General features: G+C 42.2%; 17 protein-coding genes and 1 tRNA gene. 3 read left to right on the top strand and 15 right to left on the bottom strand.

What is annotated here, in order from left to right; all coding sequences use genetic code 11:
* Positions 1-15: 15 nt before the first annotated feature.
* Positions 16-927, top strand: a complete 912-nt coding sequence (locus IEX94_RS16310) for an alpha/beta hydrolase (protein WP_188858950.1) — start codon at positions 16-18, stop codon at positions 925-927.
* 262 nt (positions 928-1189) lie between these two features.
* Here the strand turns inward: IEX94_RS16310 and IEX94_RS16305 are convergent, their stop codons facing one another.
* The 14 genes from IEX94_RS16305 to IEX94_RS16240 form a co-directional block, all read right to left on the bottom strand.
* On the bottom strand, positions 1190-1765 hold the full coding sequence (locus tag IEX94_RS16305) for a nitroreductase family protein (protein WP_156855748.1): 576 nt from the start codon (positions 1763-1765) through the stop codon (positions 1190-1192).
* A gap of 189 nt (positions 1766-1954) precedes the next feature.
* On the bottom strand, positions 1955-3241 hold the full coding sequence (gene eno, locus IEX94_RS16300; RefSeq protein ID WP_156855747.1) for a phosphopyruvate hydratase: 1287 nt from the start codon (positions 3239-3241) through the stop codon (positions 1955-1957).
* 34 nt (positions 3242-3275) lie between these two features.
* Positions 3276-4814 carry a 2,3-bisphosphoglycerate-independent phosphoglycerate mutase gene (gene gpmI, locus IEX94_RS16295; RefSeq protein ID WP_188858949.1) on the bottom strand — a complete coding sequence of 513 codons (1539 nt, stop codon included), beginning with the start codon at positions 4812-4814 and terminating at the stop codon, positions 3276-3278.
* Complete coding sequence (gene tpiA, locus IEX94_RS16290; protein WP_188858948.1) at positions 4807-5568, bottom strand: triose-phosphate isomerase; 762 nt, start codon at positions 5566-5568, stop codon at positions 4807-4809. Before tpiA ends, gpmI begins: the two co-directional genes overlap by 8 nt.
* A 17-nt stretch (positions 5569-5585) precedes the next feature.
* Positions 5586-6767, bottom strand: a complete 1182-nt coding sequence (locus IEX94_RS16285) for a phosphoglycerate kinase (RefSeq protein ID WP_188858947.1) — start codon at positions 6765-6767, stop codon at positions 5586-5588.
* Positions 6768-7008: 241 nt separating this feature from the next.
* Positions 7009-8019 carry a type I glyceraldehyde-3-phosphate dehydrogenase gene (gap, locus tag IEX94_RS16280; protein ID WP_188858946.1) on the bottom strand — a complete coding sequence of 337 codons (1011 nt, stop codon included), beginning with the start codon at positions 8017-8019 and terminating at the stop codon, positions 7009-7011.
* A gap of 61 nt (positions 8020-8080) precedes the next feature.
* Positions 8081-9100 (bottom strand): sugar-binding transcriptional regulator, encoded by a 1020-nt coding sequence (locus tag IEX94_RS16275; RefSeq protein ID WP_188858945.1) that lies wholly within the window; start codon positions 9098-9100, stop codon positions 8081-8083.
* A gap of 129 nt (positions 9101-9229) precedes the next feature.
* Positions 9230-9478 (bottom strand): glutaredoxin family protein, encoded by a 249-nt coding sequence (locus IEX94_RS16270; RefSeq protein ID WP_229782763.1) that lies wholly within the window; start codon positions 9476-9478, stop codon positions 9230-9232.
* Positions 9479-9485: 7 nt separating this feature from the next.
* Positions 9486-10766 carry an RNA polymerase factor sigma-54 gene (gene rpoN / locus IEX94_RS16265; RefSeq protein WP_188858944.1) on the bottom strand — a complete coding sequence of 427 codons (1281 nt, stop codon included), beginning with the start codon at positions 10764-10766 and terminating at the stop codon, positions 9486-9488.
* Between the two features lie 687 nt (positions 10767-11453).
* Positions 11454-12317 (bottom strand): nickel transporter permease, encoded by an 864-nt coding sequence (gene nikC / locus IEX94_RS16260; RefSeq protein ID WP_156855824.1) that lies wholly within the window; start codon positions 12315-12317, stop codon positions 11454-11456.
* Positions 12318-12392: 75 nt separating this feature from the next.
* A complete protein-coding gene (locus IEX94_RS16255) occupies positions 12393-13394 on the bottom strand; it encodes an ABC transporter permease (RefSeq protein ID WP_156855740.1) in 1002 nt (333 codons plus the stop codon).
* Between the two features lie 107 nt (positions 13395-13501).
* Complete coding sequence (locus IEX94_RS16250) at positions 13502-15187, bottom strand: ABC transporter substrate-binding protein (protein WP_188858943.1); 1686 nt, start codon at positions 15185-15187, stop codon at positions 13502-13504.
* A gap of 39 nt (positions 15188-15226) precedes the next feature.
* Positions 15227-16201 carry an ABC transporter ATP-binding protein gene (locus tag IEX94_RS16245; protein WP_188858942.1) on the bottom strand — a complete coding sequence of 325 codons (975 nt, stop codon included), beginning with the start codon at positions 16199-16201 and terminating at the stop codon, positions 15227-15229.
* A complete protein-coding gene (locus tag IEX94_RS16240) occupies positions 16182-17192 on the bottom strand; it encodes an ABC transporter ATP-binding protein (RefSeq protein WP_188858941.1) in 1011 nt (336 codons plus the stop codon). Before IEX94_RS16240 ends, IEX94_RS16245 begins: the two co-directional genes overlap by 20 nt.
* 136 nt (positions 17193-17328) lie before the next feature.
* Between IEX94_RS16240 and IEX94_RS16235 the strand changes: the two genes are divergently transcribed.
* Both IEX94_RS16235 and IEX94_RS16230 read left to right on the top strand, forming a co-directional pair.
* Positions 17329-17715: a ribonuclease HI family protein gene (locus IEX94_RS16235; protein WP_188858939.1), complete on the top strand. Its 387-nt coding sequence runs from the start codon at positions 17329-17331 to the stop codon at positions 17713-17715.
* 29 nt (positions 17716-17744) lie between these two features.
* A complete protein-coding gene (locus IEX94_RS16230) occupies positions 17745-18254 on the top strand; it encodes a shikimate kinase (RefSeq protein ID WP_229782762.1) in 510 nt (169 codons plus the stop codon).
* Between the two features lie 73 nt (positions 18255-18327).
* Here the strand turns inward: IEX94_RS16230 and IEX94_RS16225 are convergent.
* A tRNA-Arg gene (locus IEX94_RS16225) sits at positions 18328-18403 on the bottom strand.
* Positions 18404-18533 lie beyond the last annotated feature (130 nt).

The following is an 18533-nucleotide window of genomic DNA, read 5'->3' as shown; positions in this document are numbered from 1 at the left end:
GAGGATGAGGAGAATATGAATGAAGAATTTTGGCTAACCGCAGAAGATGATTGTGAATTATATATCCGAAGCTGGGGTAGTGATATCAAGGATGCAAAAGCAGTTATTCTCATATCCCATGGAATGACAGAACACATCGCAAGGTACAAGCAACTTGCCGCCTTTTTTAATGGCAAAGGGTTCATCGTCTATGGGGATGATCACCGGGGACATGGTAGAACGGGAGAGAAACAAGGTCAACTCGGTTTCATCGCGGAAGCAAATGGCTTTGAATTATTGGTGGAAGACCTACACCTTCTTATACAATATGTGAAAAAACAGCATACAGGATTACCGATTTTTATTTACGGTCATAGTATGGGATCCTTTATAACAAGAAATTACATTCAGAATTATTCCGAGGAAGTTGCCGGAGTACTATTAGCTGGTTCTGGTTTTTTCCCCGAGCGAAGCAGTAAAGTTGGTTTGGAAATTGCCTCTTTTCAAAATCCGAGGAAAGAATCGACTTTCATGAACAATCTTGTATTCGGTAATTATAATAGTAAAATCGTCCAAAAGCTGACTAGTTTTGATTGGCTCACAAGGGACGGCCAAGTTGTAGATGATTATATCGCGGATCCACTTTCCGGTTACGTACCAACTGCCGGTTTTTTCGTTGATTTGCTGATTGGTATTTTACAGATGCAGGACCCGGAGCGCAACAAGCGGATCAGAAAGGATTTACCAATGCTTTTCATAAGCGGAGATGCCGATCCGGTCGGTAATTACAGTAAAGGTGTCTTTCAAGCTGCAGAAAGCTACATAGAAGCCGGTCTAAGCGATGTGATTGTCTCCCTCTATCCAGATGCTAGGCACGAATTACACCAGGAAACAAATAAAGAGGAAGTGTTCGACTTTTTGGAGCAATGGATTAGGAAACAATTATAAAGTGAAGCTTCATTCAGTGGGGGTTTCCTTCCCTCCCCCACTGAATGTTAGTTGAACAGAATCAGGGATTTACGGACTGTATATCCCCCACCTTCACATCTTGGGCGGGCTCCCTCATGTTTAGGTGTGGGGATAGTACAGACCGTTAATGCGTGATAAAGGTGAACTAGAGAAGCGAAGTGGACCAATGCGAAACCGGGAACGGTCCACTTCTTGCTTATTTGCTTGTGGACTTCAGCATTCTTACTATACCGCTATCTTCCTACTCAATCACCTCTATCCACTGATCCACTGGCGTTCTTCCTTTATCCCTTGTTGTCTTATCGGGGTAGCCAATTTGTAAGACAGCGGCGATCTTATGCTTCTCATGATCCAATCCAATTCTCTCGATAAACTGCTCGTCGTGCATATAAGGTGTAATCGTCCAGAGCATGCCAACACCGTATTCCCAAGCAGCAAGCTGGGAGTTCTGAATAAAGGCTGCGACCGATGAATACTCTTCTTCGTTTCGAATTGGGTCATTGGGGATTTCATAATAAATCAAAGCGTGATGAGGGATGGTGAATAGAAAATCAGCAATCGATGCCCTCGAACGCATTGCCTTCTCGGAATTACCACTTGGTAGCATGCCTGAGCGTTGATAGCTTTCAATAATTGCTCGTATGAGCTGTTCTTTCCCGTCTCCTTGATATAATTTTATCCTCCATGCCTCTGTCATATAATGTGTTGGTGCATAGGAACCGTATGTAAAAATTTCTTTTAACGTAGACAGCTCTATTTTCTCACTCTTAAAACTTAGCGTGGAGCGTCGTTCTTTAATTGTATGCAATAGATTCATTCCGATTCCCCTCCTGTTATTACTTATTATAGCGCTTCAGCCAAGCAGAAGACAAAAATATCCTAGACTCAGAACAAGTCTAGGATATTTTTCCCTTTTGTTAATTCATAGGAATCTTAAAATCATATGCTATGGATAACTTTCCGGAGATAGCCACATCCACTCTGCGCCCATCACCGCCTTTGTTTCTTACTTTTTCAAGTTATAGAAAGCATTTTTGCCTGCATATTCAGCGATACCTGCAAGTTCGTCTTCGATACGCAGTAACTGGTTGTATTTCGCAACACGGTCCGTACGGGACGGTGCACCTGTCTTGATTTGACCAGCATTTGTTGCAACTGCAATATCAGCAATTGTTGCATCTTCTGTTTCACCAGAACGGTGGGAGATTACTGCTGTATATCCTGCACGTTTTGCCATTTCAATTGCTTCAAATGTTTCTGTTAATGTACCGATTTGGTTTACTTTGATTAGAATAGAGTTGGCAATACCTTTCTCAATTCCTTCTTCAAGCTTGGATGTGTTCGTTACGAATAAGTCGTCACCAACAAGCTGGACACGGTCACCGATACGGTCCGTTAATAACTTAAAGCCATCCCAGTCATCCTCGTCAAAACCGTCTTCAATAGATACGATTGGGTATTTGTCAACCATTTGCTCATACCATTCAACCATTTCTTCAGATGTACGGACGACACCTTCACCTTTGAAATTGTATTTCCCGTCTTCAAACATTTCAGATGCGGCAACGTCCATTGCAAGCTGTACTTCTTCACCTGGTTTATAACCAGCAGCTTCAATCGCTTCGATGATTGTCTGTAGGGCTTCTTCGTTAGATCCAAGGTTAGGGGCAAATCCGCCTTCATCCCCAACTGCTGTGTTCAATCCTTTGTCAGCCAGAACTTTCTTCAATGCGTGGAAGATTTCTGCCCCGACACGTAATGCTTCTTTAAATGTTGGAGCTGCGACAGGCATAATCATAAATTCTTGGATGTCTACGTTGTTGTCTGCGTGCTCTCCACCATTTAAAATGTTCATCATTGGAGTTGGCAGTACGTTTGCGTTGAATCCACCAAGGTAATTGTATAATGGGATATCAAGGTAGCTGGATGCTGCATGAGCTGCTGCCATAGATACACCTAAGACTGCGTTCGCACCTAGTTTTCCTTTGTTCTCTGTTCCATCTAATTCAATTAATAATGCATCGATGATATTTTGTCTTGTAACGTCAAGCCCAATCAGTTCTGGAGCGATAACTTCATTTACGTTATTTACCGCTTTTTCTACACCTTTACCTAGATAACGGCTCTTATCACCGTCACGTAATTCTACTGCTTCATATTCACCAGTAGATGCACCACTTGGAACGAGGGCAGAGCCGAACCCACCTGATTCTGTCGTAATTTCAACCTCAACCGTTGGATTACCACGGGAGTCTAGTACTTCTCTTGCATAAACATCTGTAATGTATGGCATTTATAATTCTCTCCTTTTATCTATTGTTTTTAATTTACTTTTTTAATAAAGAATTACCGGTCATTTCTTCAGGCTTATTTACGTCCAATAAATCAAGCAAGGTTGGAGCTAAATCTGCTAGAATTCCACCGTCCCGTAATTCCGCACCCTTCTCGGTAACGATTACCGGAACCGGGTTTGTCGTGTGTGTTGTCATCGGATCCCCTTCAAGTGTCATGACTTCATCGGAGTTACCATGGTCAGCAGTAATAATTGCTTTACCACCGAGTTCCAGAATTTTATCGACGATCTTGCCTAAACATTCGTCCACTGCTTCAACTGCTTTAATGGTCGGCTCTAGCATTCCGGAATGACCGACCATATCCGGGTTCGCGAAATTTAAGATGATTGCTTGCTGGTTACCTTCTTCAAGTTCCTTCAGTAACGCGTCCGTTACTTCATAGGCACTCATTTCCGGTTTTAAATCGTAAGTAGCTACTTTTGGTGAATCGATCAAAATTCGTTTTTCACCAGGAAATTCCTCGTGACGTCCACCACTCATAAAGTAAGTGACGTGTGGATATTTTTCCGTTTCGGCAATTCGCAATTGATTCAATCCGTTTTCAGATAGAACTTCTCCGACCGTATTCTTCAAATCGGTTGGACCAAACGCAACTGCACTATTAATATCATTACTGTAATTCGTAAATGTGACGAAATCAATGTCCTGTGGCACATTTTCACCACGTTCGAAGTCACGGAAATCTACATCCGTAAATGTTTTCGTAATTTGAATTGCCCGGTCTGGACGGAAGTTGAAGAAGATGATCGAATCATTATCTTCAATCAGGCCGACTGGCTCTTCATTTTCATCAATGATGACGGAAGGCTCAACGAATTCATCAAAGATTCCGTGCTCATAGGAATCATAGACGACATCGAGCGGATGCTGATAAGATGGACCTTTCCCATGTACCATTGCGTCGTACGTTTTCTTCACACGATCCCAGCGATGATCCCGGTCCATGGAATAATAGCGGCCGGAAACCGTTGCAATCTTCCCGACACCTAATTCCTGCATTTTCTCTTCCGTTTGACGGATATATTCAGCAGCTGTTTTCGGGCCTACATCTCGTCCGTCCAAGAAAGCATGCACATAGACATTTTCCAAATCATTCGCTTTTGCCAGTTCTAGTAAAGCGAATAAATGGCTGATATGGCTGTGAACTCCACCATCCGAAAGTAAACCGAACAAATGGAGTGCTTTTTGTTCTGTCTTGGCTTTATGAATGGTCTGAAGGAAAGCTTCCATCTGGAAGAAGTCGCCTCCCTGAATCGCCATATTCACTCGAGTCAGGCTTTGATAAACGATACGACCAGCACCGATATTCAAGTGGCCGACTTCAGAGTTTCCCATCTGACCTTCTGGTAATCCAACTGCTTCCCCACTCGCTGTTAATTGATTATGAGGGAATTCATTCCAATACCGATCAAAGTTTGGTGTGTTTGCTAATTTTACCGCATTTCCTTTCACTTCATCTCGTAAGGCAAAGCCGTCGAGGATGATTAGTGCTGCTAAATTTTCTCTATTCATTAATACCTGCCTCCACAAGGGATAAGAAAGAATCCGCTTCTAGGCTCGCACCGCCAACTAACGCACCGTCTACATCGGACTGGCTTAATAATTCATCAATCGTTGCCGGCTTCACACTACCGCCGTACTGGATAATTACTTTATCCGCAGTTTCTTCTGATGTAAGTTCTTTAATAACATTACGAATTTCACGGCATACTTCATTCGCATCTTCACTTGACGCAGTTTTGCCTGTTCCGATCGCCCAGATTGGCTCATAAGCAATGATCGTCTTAGCAATTTCTTCAGCTGTCAAATCTTTCAATGCTGCTGTAACCTGGCTCCGGACAAGCTCAACTGTTTCATTTGCTTCTCTTTGCTCAAGACTCTCCCCAACACAAACAATTGGTGTTAACCCGTGCGCATGAGCTGCTCTTGTTTTTTTGTTTACTGTTTCATCCGTTTCCGCAAATAATTCTCTACGTTCGGAGTGGCCTAAAACGACGTGGGTTACACCAATATCTTTCAGCATAACCGGGCTTACTTCACCAGTAAACGCACCACTGTCTTCAAAATGCATATTTTGAGCTGAAACTTTAATCTCTGTACCTTCCGTCGCTTCCACTAAAGCTGGTAAATAAGGGAATGGTGCACAAATGATCGCCTCAGCCTTGTCATTTGCCGGAATTTTTTCCCGGATTGCCTCGACAAATTCTCTAGCTTCACTTGCCGTCTTATTCATTTTCCAATTTCCTGCAATTACGTTCTTACGCATGTTTCCACTCTCCCTACTTATTTTTCATCTAAAGCTGCGATACCTGGAAGAACTTTACCTTCCATAAACTCTAAGGAAGCTCCTCCGCCAGTTGAGACATGATCCATCTGTTCAGCGAAACCAAATTGTTCAACAGCTGCAGCAGAGTCTCCACCACCGATAATCGAGAATCCTTCTGTATCTGCAAGAGCTGCGGCAACTTCTCTTGTACCGCCTGCAAAAGAATTCATTTCAAATACACCCATCGGTCCATTCCATAAAATTAATGCAGACTCCTGAATCGTTTTACGATAGATTTCCCGGGTCTCTGGACCAATATCAAGCCCTTCCCAATCTGCCGGTATTTCATTTACAGGTACAATTTTTGTATCTGCTGTATCAGAGAAGTCATTAGCGACTACGATATCAACAGGCATTAAGAAATTGACATTCTTCTCTTTCGCTTTGCTCATGAATTCATTGGCTAGATCAATTTTATCTTCTTCAAGAAGTGAATTTCCAATTTCGTTACCTTGTGCTTTAATGAATGTATAGGCTAGTCCACCACCGATAATTAGGTTGTCGACTTTGTCAAGCAGATTATCGATTACATTAATCTTATCTTTGACTTTCGCTCCACCAATAATTGCTGTGAATGGACGTTTTGGATTTTCCAGTGCATTACCGAGTACTTCAATTTCTTTTTCCATTAAGAACCCTGCAGCTGCCGGCAACTTCTCTGCAACTCCTACCGTTGAAGCATGTGCTCGGTGAGATGTTCCAAAAGCATCATTAACAAAGATATCCGCGAACTTAGTGAATTCTTCTACTAATGCTGGATCGTTTTTCTCTTCACCCGCTTCAAAGCGAACATTCTCAAGCAGAAGAATACCCCCTTCTGGCATTTGGGAAACTGCATCTTCTACTTCTTTTCCAAATACTTTGTCTGCTTTTAATACTTCTTTACCCAGCAGGTTGCTTAAATGTTCAGCAACAGGGTCTAATCTTAAATCTTCTACTACTTCCCCTTTTGGTCGGCCTAAATGACTTACTAAAATTACTTTGGCACCATGTTCTGTCAAATATTCAATTGTTGGGATAACTGCTTTGATTCTTGTATCATCCGTTACCTTCCCGTCCTGCATTGGAACGTTCAAGTCGACACGGCATAATACCCTCTTCCCTTTTACATCAAAGTCTTTCATCGTCTTTTTATTCAAATCATCAACCTCCCAAATGGTTTTGCAACGTTTTATTGTATTGTTCCATATTTTGCTTTCCATCCATCATTATATACCAGGTGGAAATGAAACGCTTGTGATTCGTTGAGTTTTGTTGAATAATTGGATTTTTTATTTATTTAATATGTACATAGGATTTCACCTGTTTCTCAAAAGAAAAAGCGAAGGAGGATGACTTTTCCTCCTCCGCCCTTTGTACATAAACAATTACGGTTTATAATTATAATCCTTTGCTGTTAAGCAATTCTACAAGGTCAATACAACGAGCTGCATATGCATATTCGTTATCATACCAAGAAACAACTTTTACCATGTTGTCTTCCATAACCATTGTGGATAGACCATCAACGATAGAAGAGTGAGCATTACCAACAATGTCAGAAGAAACGATTGGATCCTCAGTGTACTGAAGCACACCTTTCATTGGACCTTCCGCAGCCGCTTTGAACGCATTGTTCACATCTTCTTTTGTTATATTTTTCTCCAATTCAGCAACTAAGTCTGTTAATGAACCGTCTGGAGTTGGAACACGCACTGCCATACCGTTCAACTTACCGTTAAGCTCAGGTAATACTTTACCTACCGCTTTAGCAGCTCCCGTTGTTGTTGGGATAATATTCGCAGCTGCTGCACGTGCACGACGGTAGTCTTTGTGCGGTGAGTCAAGCGTATGCTGGTCGTTCGTGTAAGAGTGGATTGTTGTCATCATTCCACGCTTCAAACCAAATGTATCGTTTAACACTTTTGCAAATGGTGCTAGACAGTTTGTTGTACATGAAGCATTTGATACAACGTGGTGGTTTGCTGGGTCATATTGATCGTCGTTAACACCCATTACAATTGTTAAATCATCATCTTGTGCAGGTGCAGAGATGATTACTTTTTTCGCGCCAGCATCGATATGTTTTTGTGCTTGATCACGTTGAGTGAAACGACCTGTAGATTCAATAACAACATCTACACCAAGCTCACCCCAAGGAAGGTCTGCTGGATCTCTTTCAGATAATACTTTAATCTCTTTCGTACCAATGAAGAGGCTTGAACCTTCCGCTTTCACTTCTTCTTTTAGAGATCCATGTACAGAGTCATATTTCAAAAGATGTGCAAGCATATCTGCATCTGTCAAGTCATTTACTGCTACAACTTCCATGTTCTCGCCATGTTCTAATGCATGACGTAATGCAATACGACCAATTCTTCCAAATCCGTTAATACCAACTTTTACTGTCATGTTATTGCCTCCCTAAATTTATAAAAAATATATTGCTGATAAATTTATTTTTAAAAGGCATTTAGCCTTCTAAAATCTCTCTTGCGCAGGCCTCGTCTGTGATTAAAAGATCACTTTTTCCTGCTTCGAAATAGGACGCGATCGCTTTCGCCTTTGACTGACCACCTGCAATCGTCACTACATGCCCAATTTCATTTAGGTCATGCAAATGAAGTCCAACAGTGCGTACCCTGTAAACAGTATTACCATCTTGGTCAAAATAATATCCAAAAGCCTCACTTATTGCTTCATTCTCTTTTAATTTATCGAGAATGTGTTGTGGTGTCTTCCGGCGATTCGCCATTTTGAGTGCGTCCCCAACACCATGCAATACAATGTCTGCCTGTTTAATCTTGGACACGATTGCTTGTATAGACGGCTCTTCCATTAAACTTTTATACGCTGCTTCACTTAATGGATCCGGGACATAGAGTAAGCTGTAATTACCGCGGGACTTCTTTGCCATCTCCTCGGCTATTCTTGTCGCCTGGTTCTCAACTTTTTCACCAAGCGCACCTCGGGCCGGTACGAAAAGATAATCTTCCTCTTTATTAAGAGGTGTCATGACATCGGCAACCGCAGCAATTGTACTGCCACCTGTAACAGCAATCGTATTATTCGCCGTAATAATAGATTTCAAATAGGCGATACAGGCTTTACCCATTTCCTGTTTTACCCATTCCTGCCCATCACTATTCCCTGGTACAATAATTACCTTGTCTAGTGATAGTTTTTCCTTTAAACGTTCCCTTAAAACATGAATCCCTTTTAATTCACCCATAAAATCTGTCAGTTCTTCCAGTAGCCGTTTCCCTTCCTTCGTAACATACATCCCCTTACTCGTAATTTCGAGCAGGCCTTGTTCTTGAAGAAAGTCAACCTCACTACGAACCTGACGTTCAGTCAATCCTACGTTTTCACTGAGCGCACGTCTTCCGATGGGATGAAAGAGACTGACACTCTGCAGAATTGCGAAACGTACTTCTAAGACTTGAAGCAGGTCTGGTACAAGTTGTTTCTGCAGATTAACGATTGCTTTCATATCGCTACTCCTTCTTCTGGACACTTTATGTCCACGCTAGTCAAATTACGTCCCTCTACAATATCGATTATATCATAGAGATTTATTTTTACAACTAAAAGGAATTAAAAAGAGAGAAATTAGCTCATCCTAATTTCTCTCTGAATGTTTTTTCAGAAAAGCTTCTATTGTATTGAAGCTGATTTCTTCACAATTCATTTGTTCACCATTAATTTCTATTACCGGAGTTTGAAGTTGATACTCCGCAAGCCACTCTTCCCTTGAGTGAATATCCCGTTTTTCTAATGTATGTGGATAGTCCACTTCAAAAGAGGATAGTAATGCCTCAGCATCGTCACATAAGGGACAGATTTCCTTCGTATAAAATATAATATGCACCAGATAATTACTCCTTTCTTCGTTTATAGGAAGCGGGAATATTTAATTCTTGTCTGTACTTCATCACTGTTCTTCTCGCAATGTTCACGGAATATTTCTCCTGTAAACGACTTCTTATCCTCTCGTCGGATAATGGTCGAGCTTTGTCTTCCTCTTCAATCAACCGGTGGATCATGTGTTTTAGGACGATTGTTGTTTTTTTACCGTCGTCGTCTTGTGAAACACCAGATTGGAAAAAGAATTTGAGCGGATAAATTCCATGTGGTGTCTCGACATACTTATTGTTAACCGCCCGGCTGATTGTGGATGTATGCAACTCAAGTTTATCCGCAATATCACTTAATGTCATCGACTTTAAATGAAGTAAACCAAATTCAAAGAAGTCGACTTGCCTCTCTACAATCTCACGAATAACAAGTTCGATAGTAGCCGTTCGATATTTAAGCGCTCCTTCCAGCCATCGCAATTGGTCACGCTTGGACTTCAGAAACCTCTCTGCTTCTTTGTCCACCAATTGATTATACGATGAATCAATTACTAGTTTCGGAGCCGACCAATGATAAAATGTAATTTTCCACTTATCTTGATCCTTCCAGATTTTCGCTTCCGGGACTATATATTCCACTTCAGTCGTATCGAGCAATTTACCTGGCTTGGGATCACAGGATTGAATAAGCTTGATTAGATCATCCAATTCCTCCTGCGTGATTCCATATGATTCCTGTATAGCAGTCCAATCATAATCAGCAATCCAATCGAGATGATGAAGAAGTAAATCCTCTATAAAAGGGCGATAACCATCCATCTCGCGGAGTTGCAGATAGATACATTCTCCGAGATGTCTTGCCCCAATGCCACGGGGCTCAAGTTGCTGAATAATATGTAGCGCTTTTTCCGTAATGGGATATGTCGTGTTACACGCACTTGCCCATTCTTCCAAAGATATTTCCAAATACCCATTTTCATTCAAGGAGTCAATTCCAAATTCGACAGTCGGAAGAAGTTCTTCCGGGATATCTATGGTCAGCAATTGCTCTTTCAACCGTTCGTATAATGTTTTCTCACTGGAATTCATTGCGTCGATGGAGTATGTATCGGACGCTTGATAGGTCTGTTGATGTTCGCCTGCATCATAGACGACTTCTTCAATTAATGGATTTTCCTCTGCTATCTCATTGATGTATTCGTACAATTCAACGGAAGTGAACTGAAGCATTTGTATGGATTGGATGAGTGACTGGTTCAATTTGCGCTGGATTGTTTGCTGTTGGACCAAGTGCTGTTTCACAACGGACAACTCCTTCCCCATAAAGTGAAACTTCATTCAGTGGGGGTTTCCTTACCTCCCCACTGAATGTTAGTTGAACAGAATCAGTTATTTACGGACTGTATACCCCACCTTCATATGTTGGTCTTACCTCACGTTTAGAGGAGGGGCTATTACGACCGTTAATGCGTGATAAAATATCCCTGTTTCTACTATATAATGATAAATCAATTTATTCAAAGATTGATTGCTTTCATACAGCGTATGTGTCCTGCTCTTTTAGTTTTTTGGCGTTCTAATTACCGTTCAGTTGCCCGGCGGACGGATGCTTTCCACGGGCACGGCCTCAGCCTCCTCGGAAGAAACTCGCTTCCTGCGGGGTCTTCGGACTCGTGCTTTTCCCGTAGGAGTCACCGTCCGCCGGGCAACTGAACTGGTAAAGAGCGTTATTATTAATGGAAACTAACCCACCACTATGATAAACGATCTAATTTTTAAAAATAAAAAATAGTGTTCCAAATCAGGCTTTCCCTCGGAGCAGTCCAGACACCTCGAGACTCCTGCAGGAGGATAGGCATAGGTGAGACCCCGCAGGGCGCTAGCCCGAGGAGGCTCACCAGCCGCCCGCGGAAAGCGAGAGGTGTCTGGACTGCGGACCTCCAGAAGAGAATTACAGACACTTACGCTGTATGAAGGTAATTAGCTTTTTTAGTTCTTCATTTTCGGGTCGAGGGCGTCGCGGAGGCCGTCGCCGATTAGGTTGAAGCCTAGGACGACGAGGACAATAGCGATTCCCGGGACGATGACGGTCCATGGTGCAAGTTGGATGAAGTCTCTCGAGTCCGCAAGCATCTGTCCCCACTCAGGCGTTGGCGGCTGGGCGCCTAGTCCTAAGAACCCTAGGGCTGCAGCTTCTAATATTGCCGTACCAAACCCGAGCGTTGATTGGACAATGATCGGTGCCACACTATTCGGCAAAATATGTTGAAAAATAATCCTTCCATGCTTCATTCCCTGAGCTTTCGCCGCCATTATATACTCCTCTTCCCGTAGACTTATTACCCGTGATCTAACAAGTCTTCCAAATATCGGTATATTAATAATCGCAATTGCTAGTAATGCATTTTGCAAAGATGGTCCTAGAATCGCCACAATCGCAATTGCTAGTAGAATACTTGGGAAAGCAAGTAGAATATCAAAGATACGGGAAATAATCATATCGACCCAACGGCCAAAATAACCGGCTATAATACCTAGAAAGGTTCCGAACACTAGTGCACCCGAAACAGCAATAAACCCAACCATCAACGATACCCTTGCCCCGTAGACAAGCCTTGTGAAAATATCTCTTCCTAAGTGATCTGTGCCGAGCCAATATTCTCCAGATGGCGGTTGCAGCCGGTTTGCAAGATTTTGTTCATAATACGTGTACGATGTGAACAATGGGGCAAATATCGCTATCAGGACAAAGAATATGATGACGGAAAATCCAATGATCGCCAATCTATTCTTCCGCAGCTCGCGAAATGTATCTTTCCATGGCGAAGTAACTTCCATCTCTTCATGGTCCATCAAGTGACCCTCTGCTGCAGGATTTGGTACAGGCTGCTCTGTATTTTTTTCACTTAGCTTCATGTGCACCACCTCCTAATACTTAATCCGCGGATCAAGTTTTTTATACAAAATGTCAACGACCAAGTTAATCATGACAAAGATGAAGGCGATGACTAATATTCCTGACTGGATAACCGGATAATCCCGGTAATTAATCGCTTCATATACATATCTGCCTACCCCTGGCCAACTGAAAATTGTTTCCGTTAAAATAGCACCGCCTAAGAGCACACCCGTTTGCAATCCGATTACAGTGATTACTGGTATCATCGCGTTTTTTAACGCGTGCTTATAGATAACAAGAAATTGGCCGGACCCTTTCGCCCGCACTGTACGAATGTAATCCGACTTCATGACTTCTAGCATGCTGGATCTAGTCATCCGTGCAATGATTGCCATCGGGATTGTTCCAAGGGCAATACTCGGTAATATCAAATGCTTCAATATCGTTCCCGCCCTGGCAAAGTCAAGATGAATCAGTGAGTCAAGTACATAGAGATGCGTAATTGCAGCAATTGGATCCTTACTGTCTTGTCTGCCATAAGCTGGTAACCAGCCGAGCTCTTGAGCAAATATCCATTGTTCCATTAATGCCAGCCAGAACACCGGCATGGAGACGCCTATTAAAGCAATGAGCATTGCCGCTAAATCAAACCAAGAATTCTGCTTCCAAGCACTAATGATTCCAGCATTGACTCCTACGACAATCGCAAAGATCATAGCAAATAGTGTCAGCTCAAAAGTAGCAGCTATGTAAGGGAGAATTTCACTAGAAATTTCTGCCTTGGAACGAAGCGAGGTGCCCAAATCACCTTGCAAAATATCTAAAATATAATTCCAATATTGAACAAAATAAGGTTCATTTAATCCCATTGTCTTTTCCAAATTAGCAATTGCATCCGCTGTTGCCGTTTCACCTAGAATAACCTGTGCAGGGTTCCCCGGAATAAGATGGACAATTGAAAAGGTTATGAGCGTCATCCCAATTAATACTGGAATGAGCATTAACAGGCGGCGAAGTATATACGTTACCATTTTTTCCCCCTCATTCTGTAAAAACTTTTCGATCCGTCAACAAAGATAGGGATAGCAGCACCAGTCTACTATCCCTTCTGTTTTACCACTTTCCCCTTGCCTGTGAATTACTCGGTCAGTTCTACTTCTGCCAGAGATTCACTTGTAGATGGATGCGGGACATAGTTTTGCACATTACTTGTAGTCGCCATTACTGGTGTAGAGTGTACAAGTGTAACCATTGGCGAGTCTTCCGATATGAGTTCTTGAGCTTGTGCATAAAGGTCAGCCCGCTCATCCTGGTCAATAGCCCGTTTTGCTGCATCCAGCAGTTCATCGACCTCATCATTTTGATAAAATTCACGGTTACTGCTTCCAATGTTAGAGCCATGGAGCAGACTGCTTAAGAAATAATCCGGGTCTCCATTTGTTCCAGACCAGCCAAGCATATACAACTGATGCTCACCTTGGGATGTCTTTTCCAAGTACGGCGCCCACTCTTCACGTACGATATTAGCTGTCACACCAACGTCTTCTAAGTTGTTCTGAACGATTTGTGCAACCGTCTCCGGATCAGGCATATACGGACGCGCGACCGGCATTGTCCACAATTCAATTTCAAGCCCATCCTCAAATCCTGCTTCAGCTAGTAGTTCAATCGCTTTATCCGGGTCATACTCATAAGCCTCGACATCATCGTTATAACCTAAATATCCCGGTGGCAGCGGGTTTTTTGCTGTTGTAGCATAACCAGCATACAAAGCATCTGCAATTGCCTCTTTATCAATGGCATAATTGATTGCGTGACGTACTTCCACGTTATCAAGCGGCTCACTCTGTGTATTAAAGCCAAGGTAGCCAACGTTGTTTTCTGATCTTGTCAATAGCTCTAAACCTTCCTCCGCCTCTACCCCTTCAGCATCATCTGGATTCAGTCCATCCATAATATCAACTTCACCGGAACGGAGTGCAATTAACCGAGCAGCATTATCAGGAATCACTTCAAAAATAACTCGATCTAGCTTCGGTAAACCATCTACTCGATAGTCTTCAAACTTCTCGAGGACTATGGAGTCATCCTTTGTCCAGCTCACAAATTTAAACGGGCCTGTACCTACAGGATTTTCATTAATTTCTGGTCCATACTCTTCCAGTGCAGCTGGGGATGTTATGGCAAAATAGCTCATCCCAAGATTTTGCAGGAAGAATCCAAGCGGCTGATTTAAGATAAATTCAATTTCATGGTCATTTACGACATTAATCTCTTCAATGACATGTCCTTCTTCCCCTTTATACCCGCCAAACATTGTTCCATACATGGAATAGACATAACCGTCATCAGAGAATGCATATTCATGGTCTGGATCTGCCCATCTTTCAAAATTCGTTTTTACGGCTTCTGCATTAAAGTCCGTCCCATCATGAAAGGTTACTCCCTCTTCCAAGTAGAACGTATAGGAAAGACCATCATCAGAAACTTCCCAATCATGGGCAAGTCCCGGCAGTAATTCAAAGGAATCTTTTTCAAAGGTCAATAGTCCTTCCAACACTTGATGGGTAACTCGTGAAGATTCCCCATCCGTCGTGCTTCCTGGATCTAGACTCTCAGAATCTCCGCCTCTAGCAAATACTAACACTTGATCTCCGGCTGCAGTCGCCTCTTCCGCTTCAGTATCCTCATTTTCCCCTGCATCCGTCTCTGTCGCATCGTCATCCGGTGTGTCACTCGTATTGGCACCACCATCACCACTACACGCTACGAGTGCTAATAAAAAAATCAGCAATGTAGCAAGTAAAGTCATGCGTAACTTCATTTCTTTATCCCCCTTTTTTCTTACTAAAAATATATTTTATTACTTGTCATTATATAAATGACAGGCAACAAAATGCTGATCATCGACCGGACCGAATTCCGGCCTTACTTGCGAACAAATATCCATCGCAAACGGGCATCTCGTATGGAAAGCGCACCCGGTTGGTGGATTCGCGGGACTTGGCACATCCCCCTCAAGAATAACTCGCTCTTTCACAATATCCGGATCTGGTTCCGGCACGGCAGATAATAGTGCTTTGGTATATGGATGCTTCGGTTCCTCGTATAGGGCATCCTTCTCAGCTAGTTCAACCATCCGGCCTAAATACATAACCCCGACCCGATCGCTAATATGTTTAACAACACTTAAATCATGTGCAATAAAAATATAAGTTAATTGAAACTCGTCACGGAGTTCTTCCATTAAATTTAATATTTGTGATTGTACCGATACATCAAGAGCAGATACAGGCTCATCACAAATAATTAATTTCGGATGATTTGCGAGGGCCCTAGCAATCCCAATCCGCTGTCTTTGACCTCCACTGAACTGATGTGGGTATCTTGAGGCGTGATAGCTGCTTAAGCCGACAATTTCTAACAGCTGCCTTACACGTTTCTTTCGTTCACTCTTTGACTTCATTCCATGAACGAGTAAAGGTTCACCGACAATTTTCTCCACGGTATGCCGCGGATTTAGGGATGCGTATGGGTCCTGGAATATAATTTGCATATCCCTTCTTAATTTCCGCATATCCTCTGAACTAAATTTTGTTATATCTTTCCCTTCGAACTTCACTTCACCTTCCGTCGGTTCGATCAATCGCAGAATCGATTTTCCCGTCGTTGATTTCCCGCAGCCTGATTCCCCGACAATTCCTAAGATTTCTCCTTCCCGCACGTGAAAAGAAACGTCATCAACCGCTTTCACTTCACCAACGGTTTTTCCAAACACACCGCCTTGGATCGGGAAATATTTTTTTAACCCTTTCACTTCAAGTATTGGTTGTGACATCCTTTAATCGCTCTCCTTCCTGCTTCGAATGTAAGAAGCAACGACTTTCACGGCCTTCGCCTAAGTTGTAAATTTGCGGGTTCTCCTTGAAGCAACGTTCAAAGGCGAATTCACAACGGGGAGCAAAACGGCAGCCAATATGATCTTTCCTCGGCCTAGCTACCGTACCGGGAATAGAATAAAGCTTCTTCTCCTTCCCATGGAGCTTTGGCAAGGAACGAATTAACCCTTGAGTATAAGGATGTTTCGGATCCTTCAAGATTTCCCTTGTCGTTCCTTGTTCAACGACTTGTCCGGAATACATGACGACAACCCGGTCGCAAATATCGGCTACAACACCTAAATCATGCGTAATAAGTAAAATACTCGTCTGTTCTTCTTTATTGATTTTTTTCATTAAATCAAGAATCTGCGCTTGAATCGTCACGTCCAGTGCGGTTGTCGGCTCGTCAGCTATAAGTAAGCTCGGTTCACTCGACATCGCCATCGCTATCATGACGCGCTGGCGCATTCCACCCGATAATTGATGGGGGTATTCATTTACAATATCTTCCGCACGCGGTATCCCTACAACCTTCAACATGTGAATCGCTTTTTCCGTTGCCGTCTGTTTACTTACCTTCTGATGAATACGGATTGCTTCTCGCATCTGATTACCGATTGTAAATACGGGATTCAGTGAAGTCATGGGCTCTTGGAAGATCATCGAGATCTCATTGCCACGAATCTTTTTCATGCGCTTCTCACTTGCTTTTGCCAAGTTTTCATCCTTGTAAAAAATGGAACCGTTTACAATCTTTCCAGGAGGTTTTGGTATTAATTGTAAAATGGATAAGGAAGTAACACTTTTCCCGCTACCTGATTCCCCCACTACTCCTACCACTTCTCCTTTATGTACGGTAAAACTTACCTGATCCACTGCTGGAATTTCTCCGCTATCTGTAAAGAAATGGGTGCTCAATTCTTTTAGCTCCAGGATTGCTTCTGCCATTTTCTACCTCCTTCACTTTAAAATAGGGTTAGTCTCCTCATTAATATACAGAAAATTAATTAAAATATCAAGAGAATAATTTTTTACAGTTTAGAAAAAATAGTTTATACTACTTTACAAAGGAGCGTGAACAGGATTGATCGAAGTCTATACAGATGCTGCTTCTAAAGGAAATCCCGGTAAAAGTGGAATCGGGATCGTCATCAAAGCTGGAAAAGCAGACGTCGAATATTCTTTTCCAATCGGTACATATTCGAATCATGAAGCAGAATTTCACGCGGTAATCAAGGCATTAGAGCTATGTAAGGTACAGTATCCAAAAGAAATACTTTCCTTTCGTACCGATTCCAAGATTGTCGTTGATACAGTAGAAAAGAACTATACAAAAAATAATAACTTCCTTCCCTTGCTTGAAAGGATTCAAGAGTTAAGTGGGCATTTCCCGTTATTTTTCATTAAATGGATCCCAGAAAAACAAAATCAACGAGCAGACCGACTAGCAAAGGAAGGTATTCATAAATAATAATAGAAAGAACATAGGGTGAATAGAACGTGAAGAAAAGTATTGTTTTAATTGGATTCATGGGTGTTGGGAAAACAACACTCGGTAAAGAACTTGCCCGTAAGTTACAATGCGGATTCCTTGACATAGATGCGGAAATTGAAGCGAAATACGGCATGGAAGCTGTCGATATTTTTAACGTATACGGAGAAAAGGAATTCAGAAAAACGGAAAGAGAAATGATCGTCGACGCCTGTCAATTAGAAGGTAAAGTGATTTCTGTTGGTGGTGGAGCGTTCATGCAGGAAGAAATCCGCAAAGCTTGCATGGAGCATGCTATTGTCATATTTCTTGACATGTCATTTGGTTATTGGAAAGAGCGTATTAGTCTCTTGCTTCCAACGCGACCTGTATTACAAGGAAAAAGTCTAGAAGAGATTAAAAGTCTCTTTGATGAACGCCAGGCGATCTACAACGAACATCATATCCGCCTGCCAATTGATAACCTCGATGTTGACGCTGCAGTTCAAACAATTCATGATAAGTTGAAATTATTATAAGGAGGAGTTTGAAGAGAAGAAAAAGACAAGGGGATGAATTGAAATCAAGCCCTTGTCTTTATTGAGATTTTAGCGCGCCCAGGAGGATTCGAACCCCCGACAAACCTGGTACCGGAAACCAGTGCTCTATCCGGCTGAGCTATGGGCGCATCATCTATTTATGAACACAAAGATTATTATAACGTTTTTTTAGTAGACTTTCAAGCTTTTTTACATGTATACTTATTTTAGCTTCATTGTAAAATGAAATGCAACAGCTAAATAAATAGAAAGCCATCG

Origin of the sequence: Oceanobacillus indicireducens, from assembly GCF_014647195.1 — a bacterium.
Taxonomy (GTDB): domain Bacteria; phylum Bacillota; class Bacilli; order Bacillales; family Amphibacillaceae; genus Oceanobacillus; species Oceanobacillus indicireducens.
Note: the sequence above shows the minus strand (reverse complement) of the source record. Positions and strands in the feature narration are given on the sequence as shown.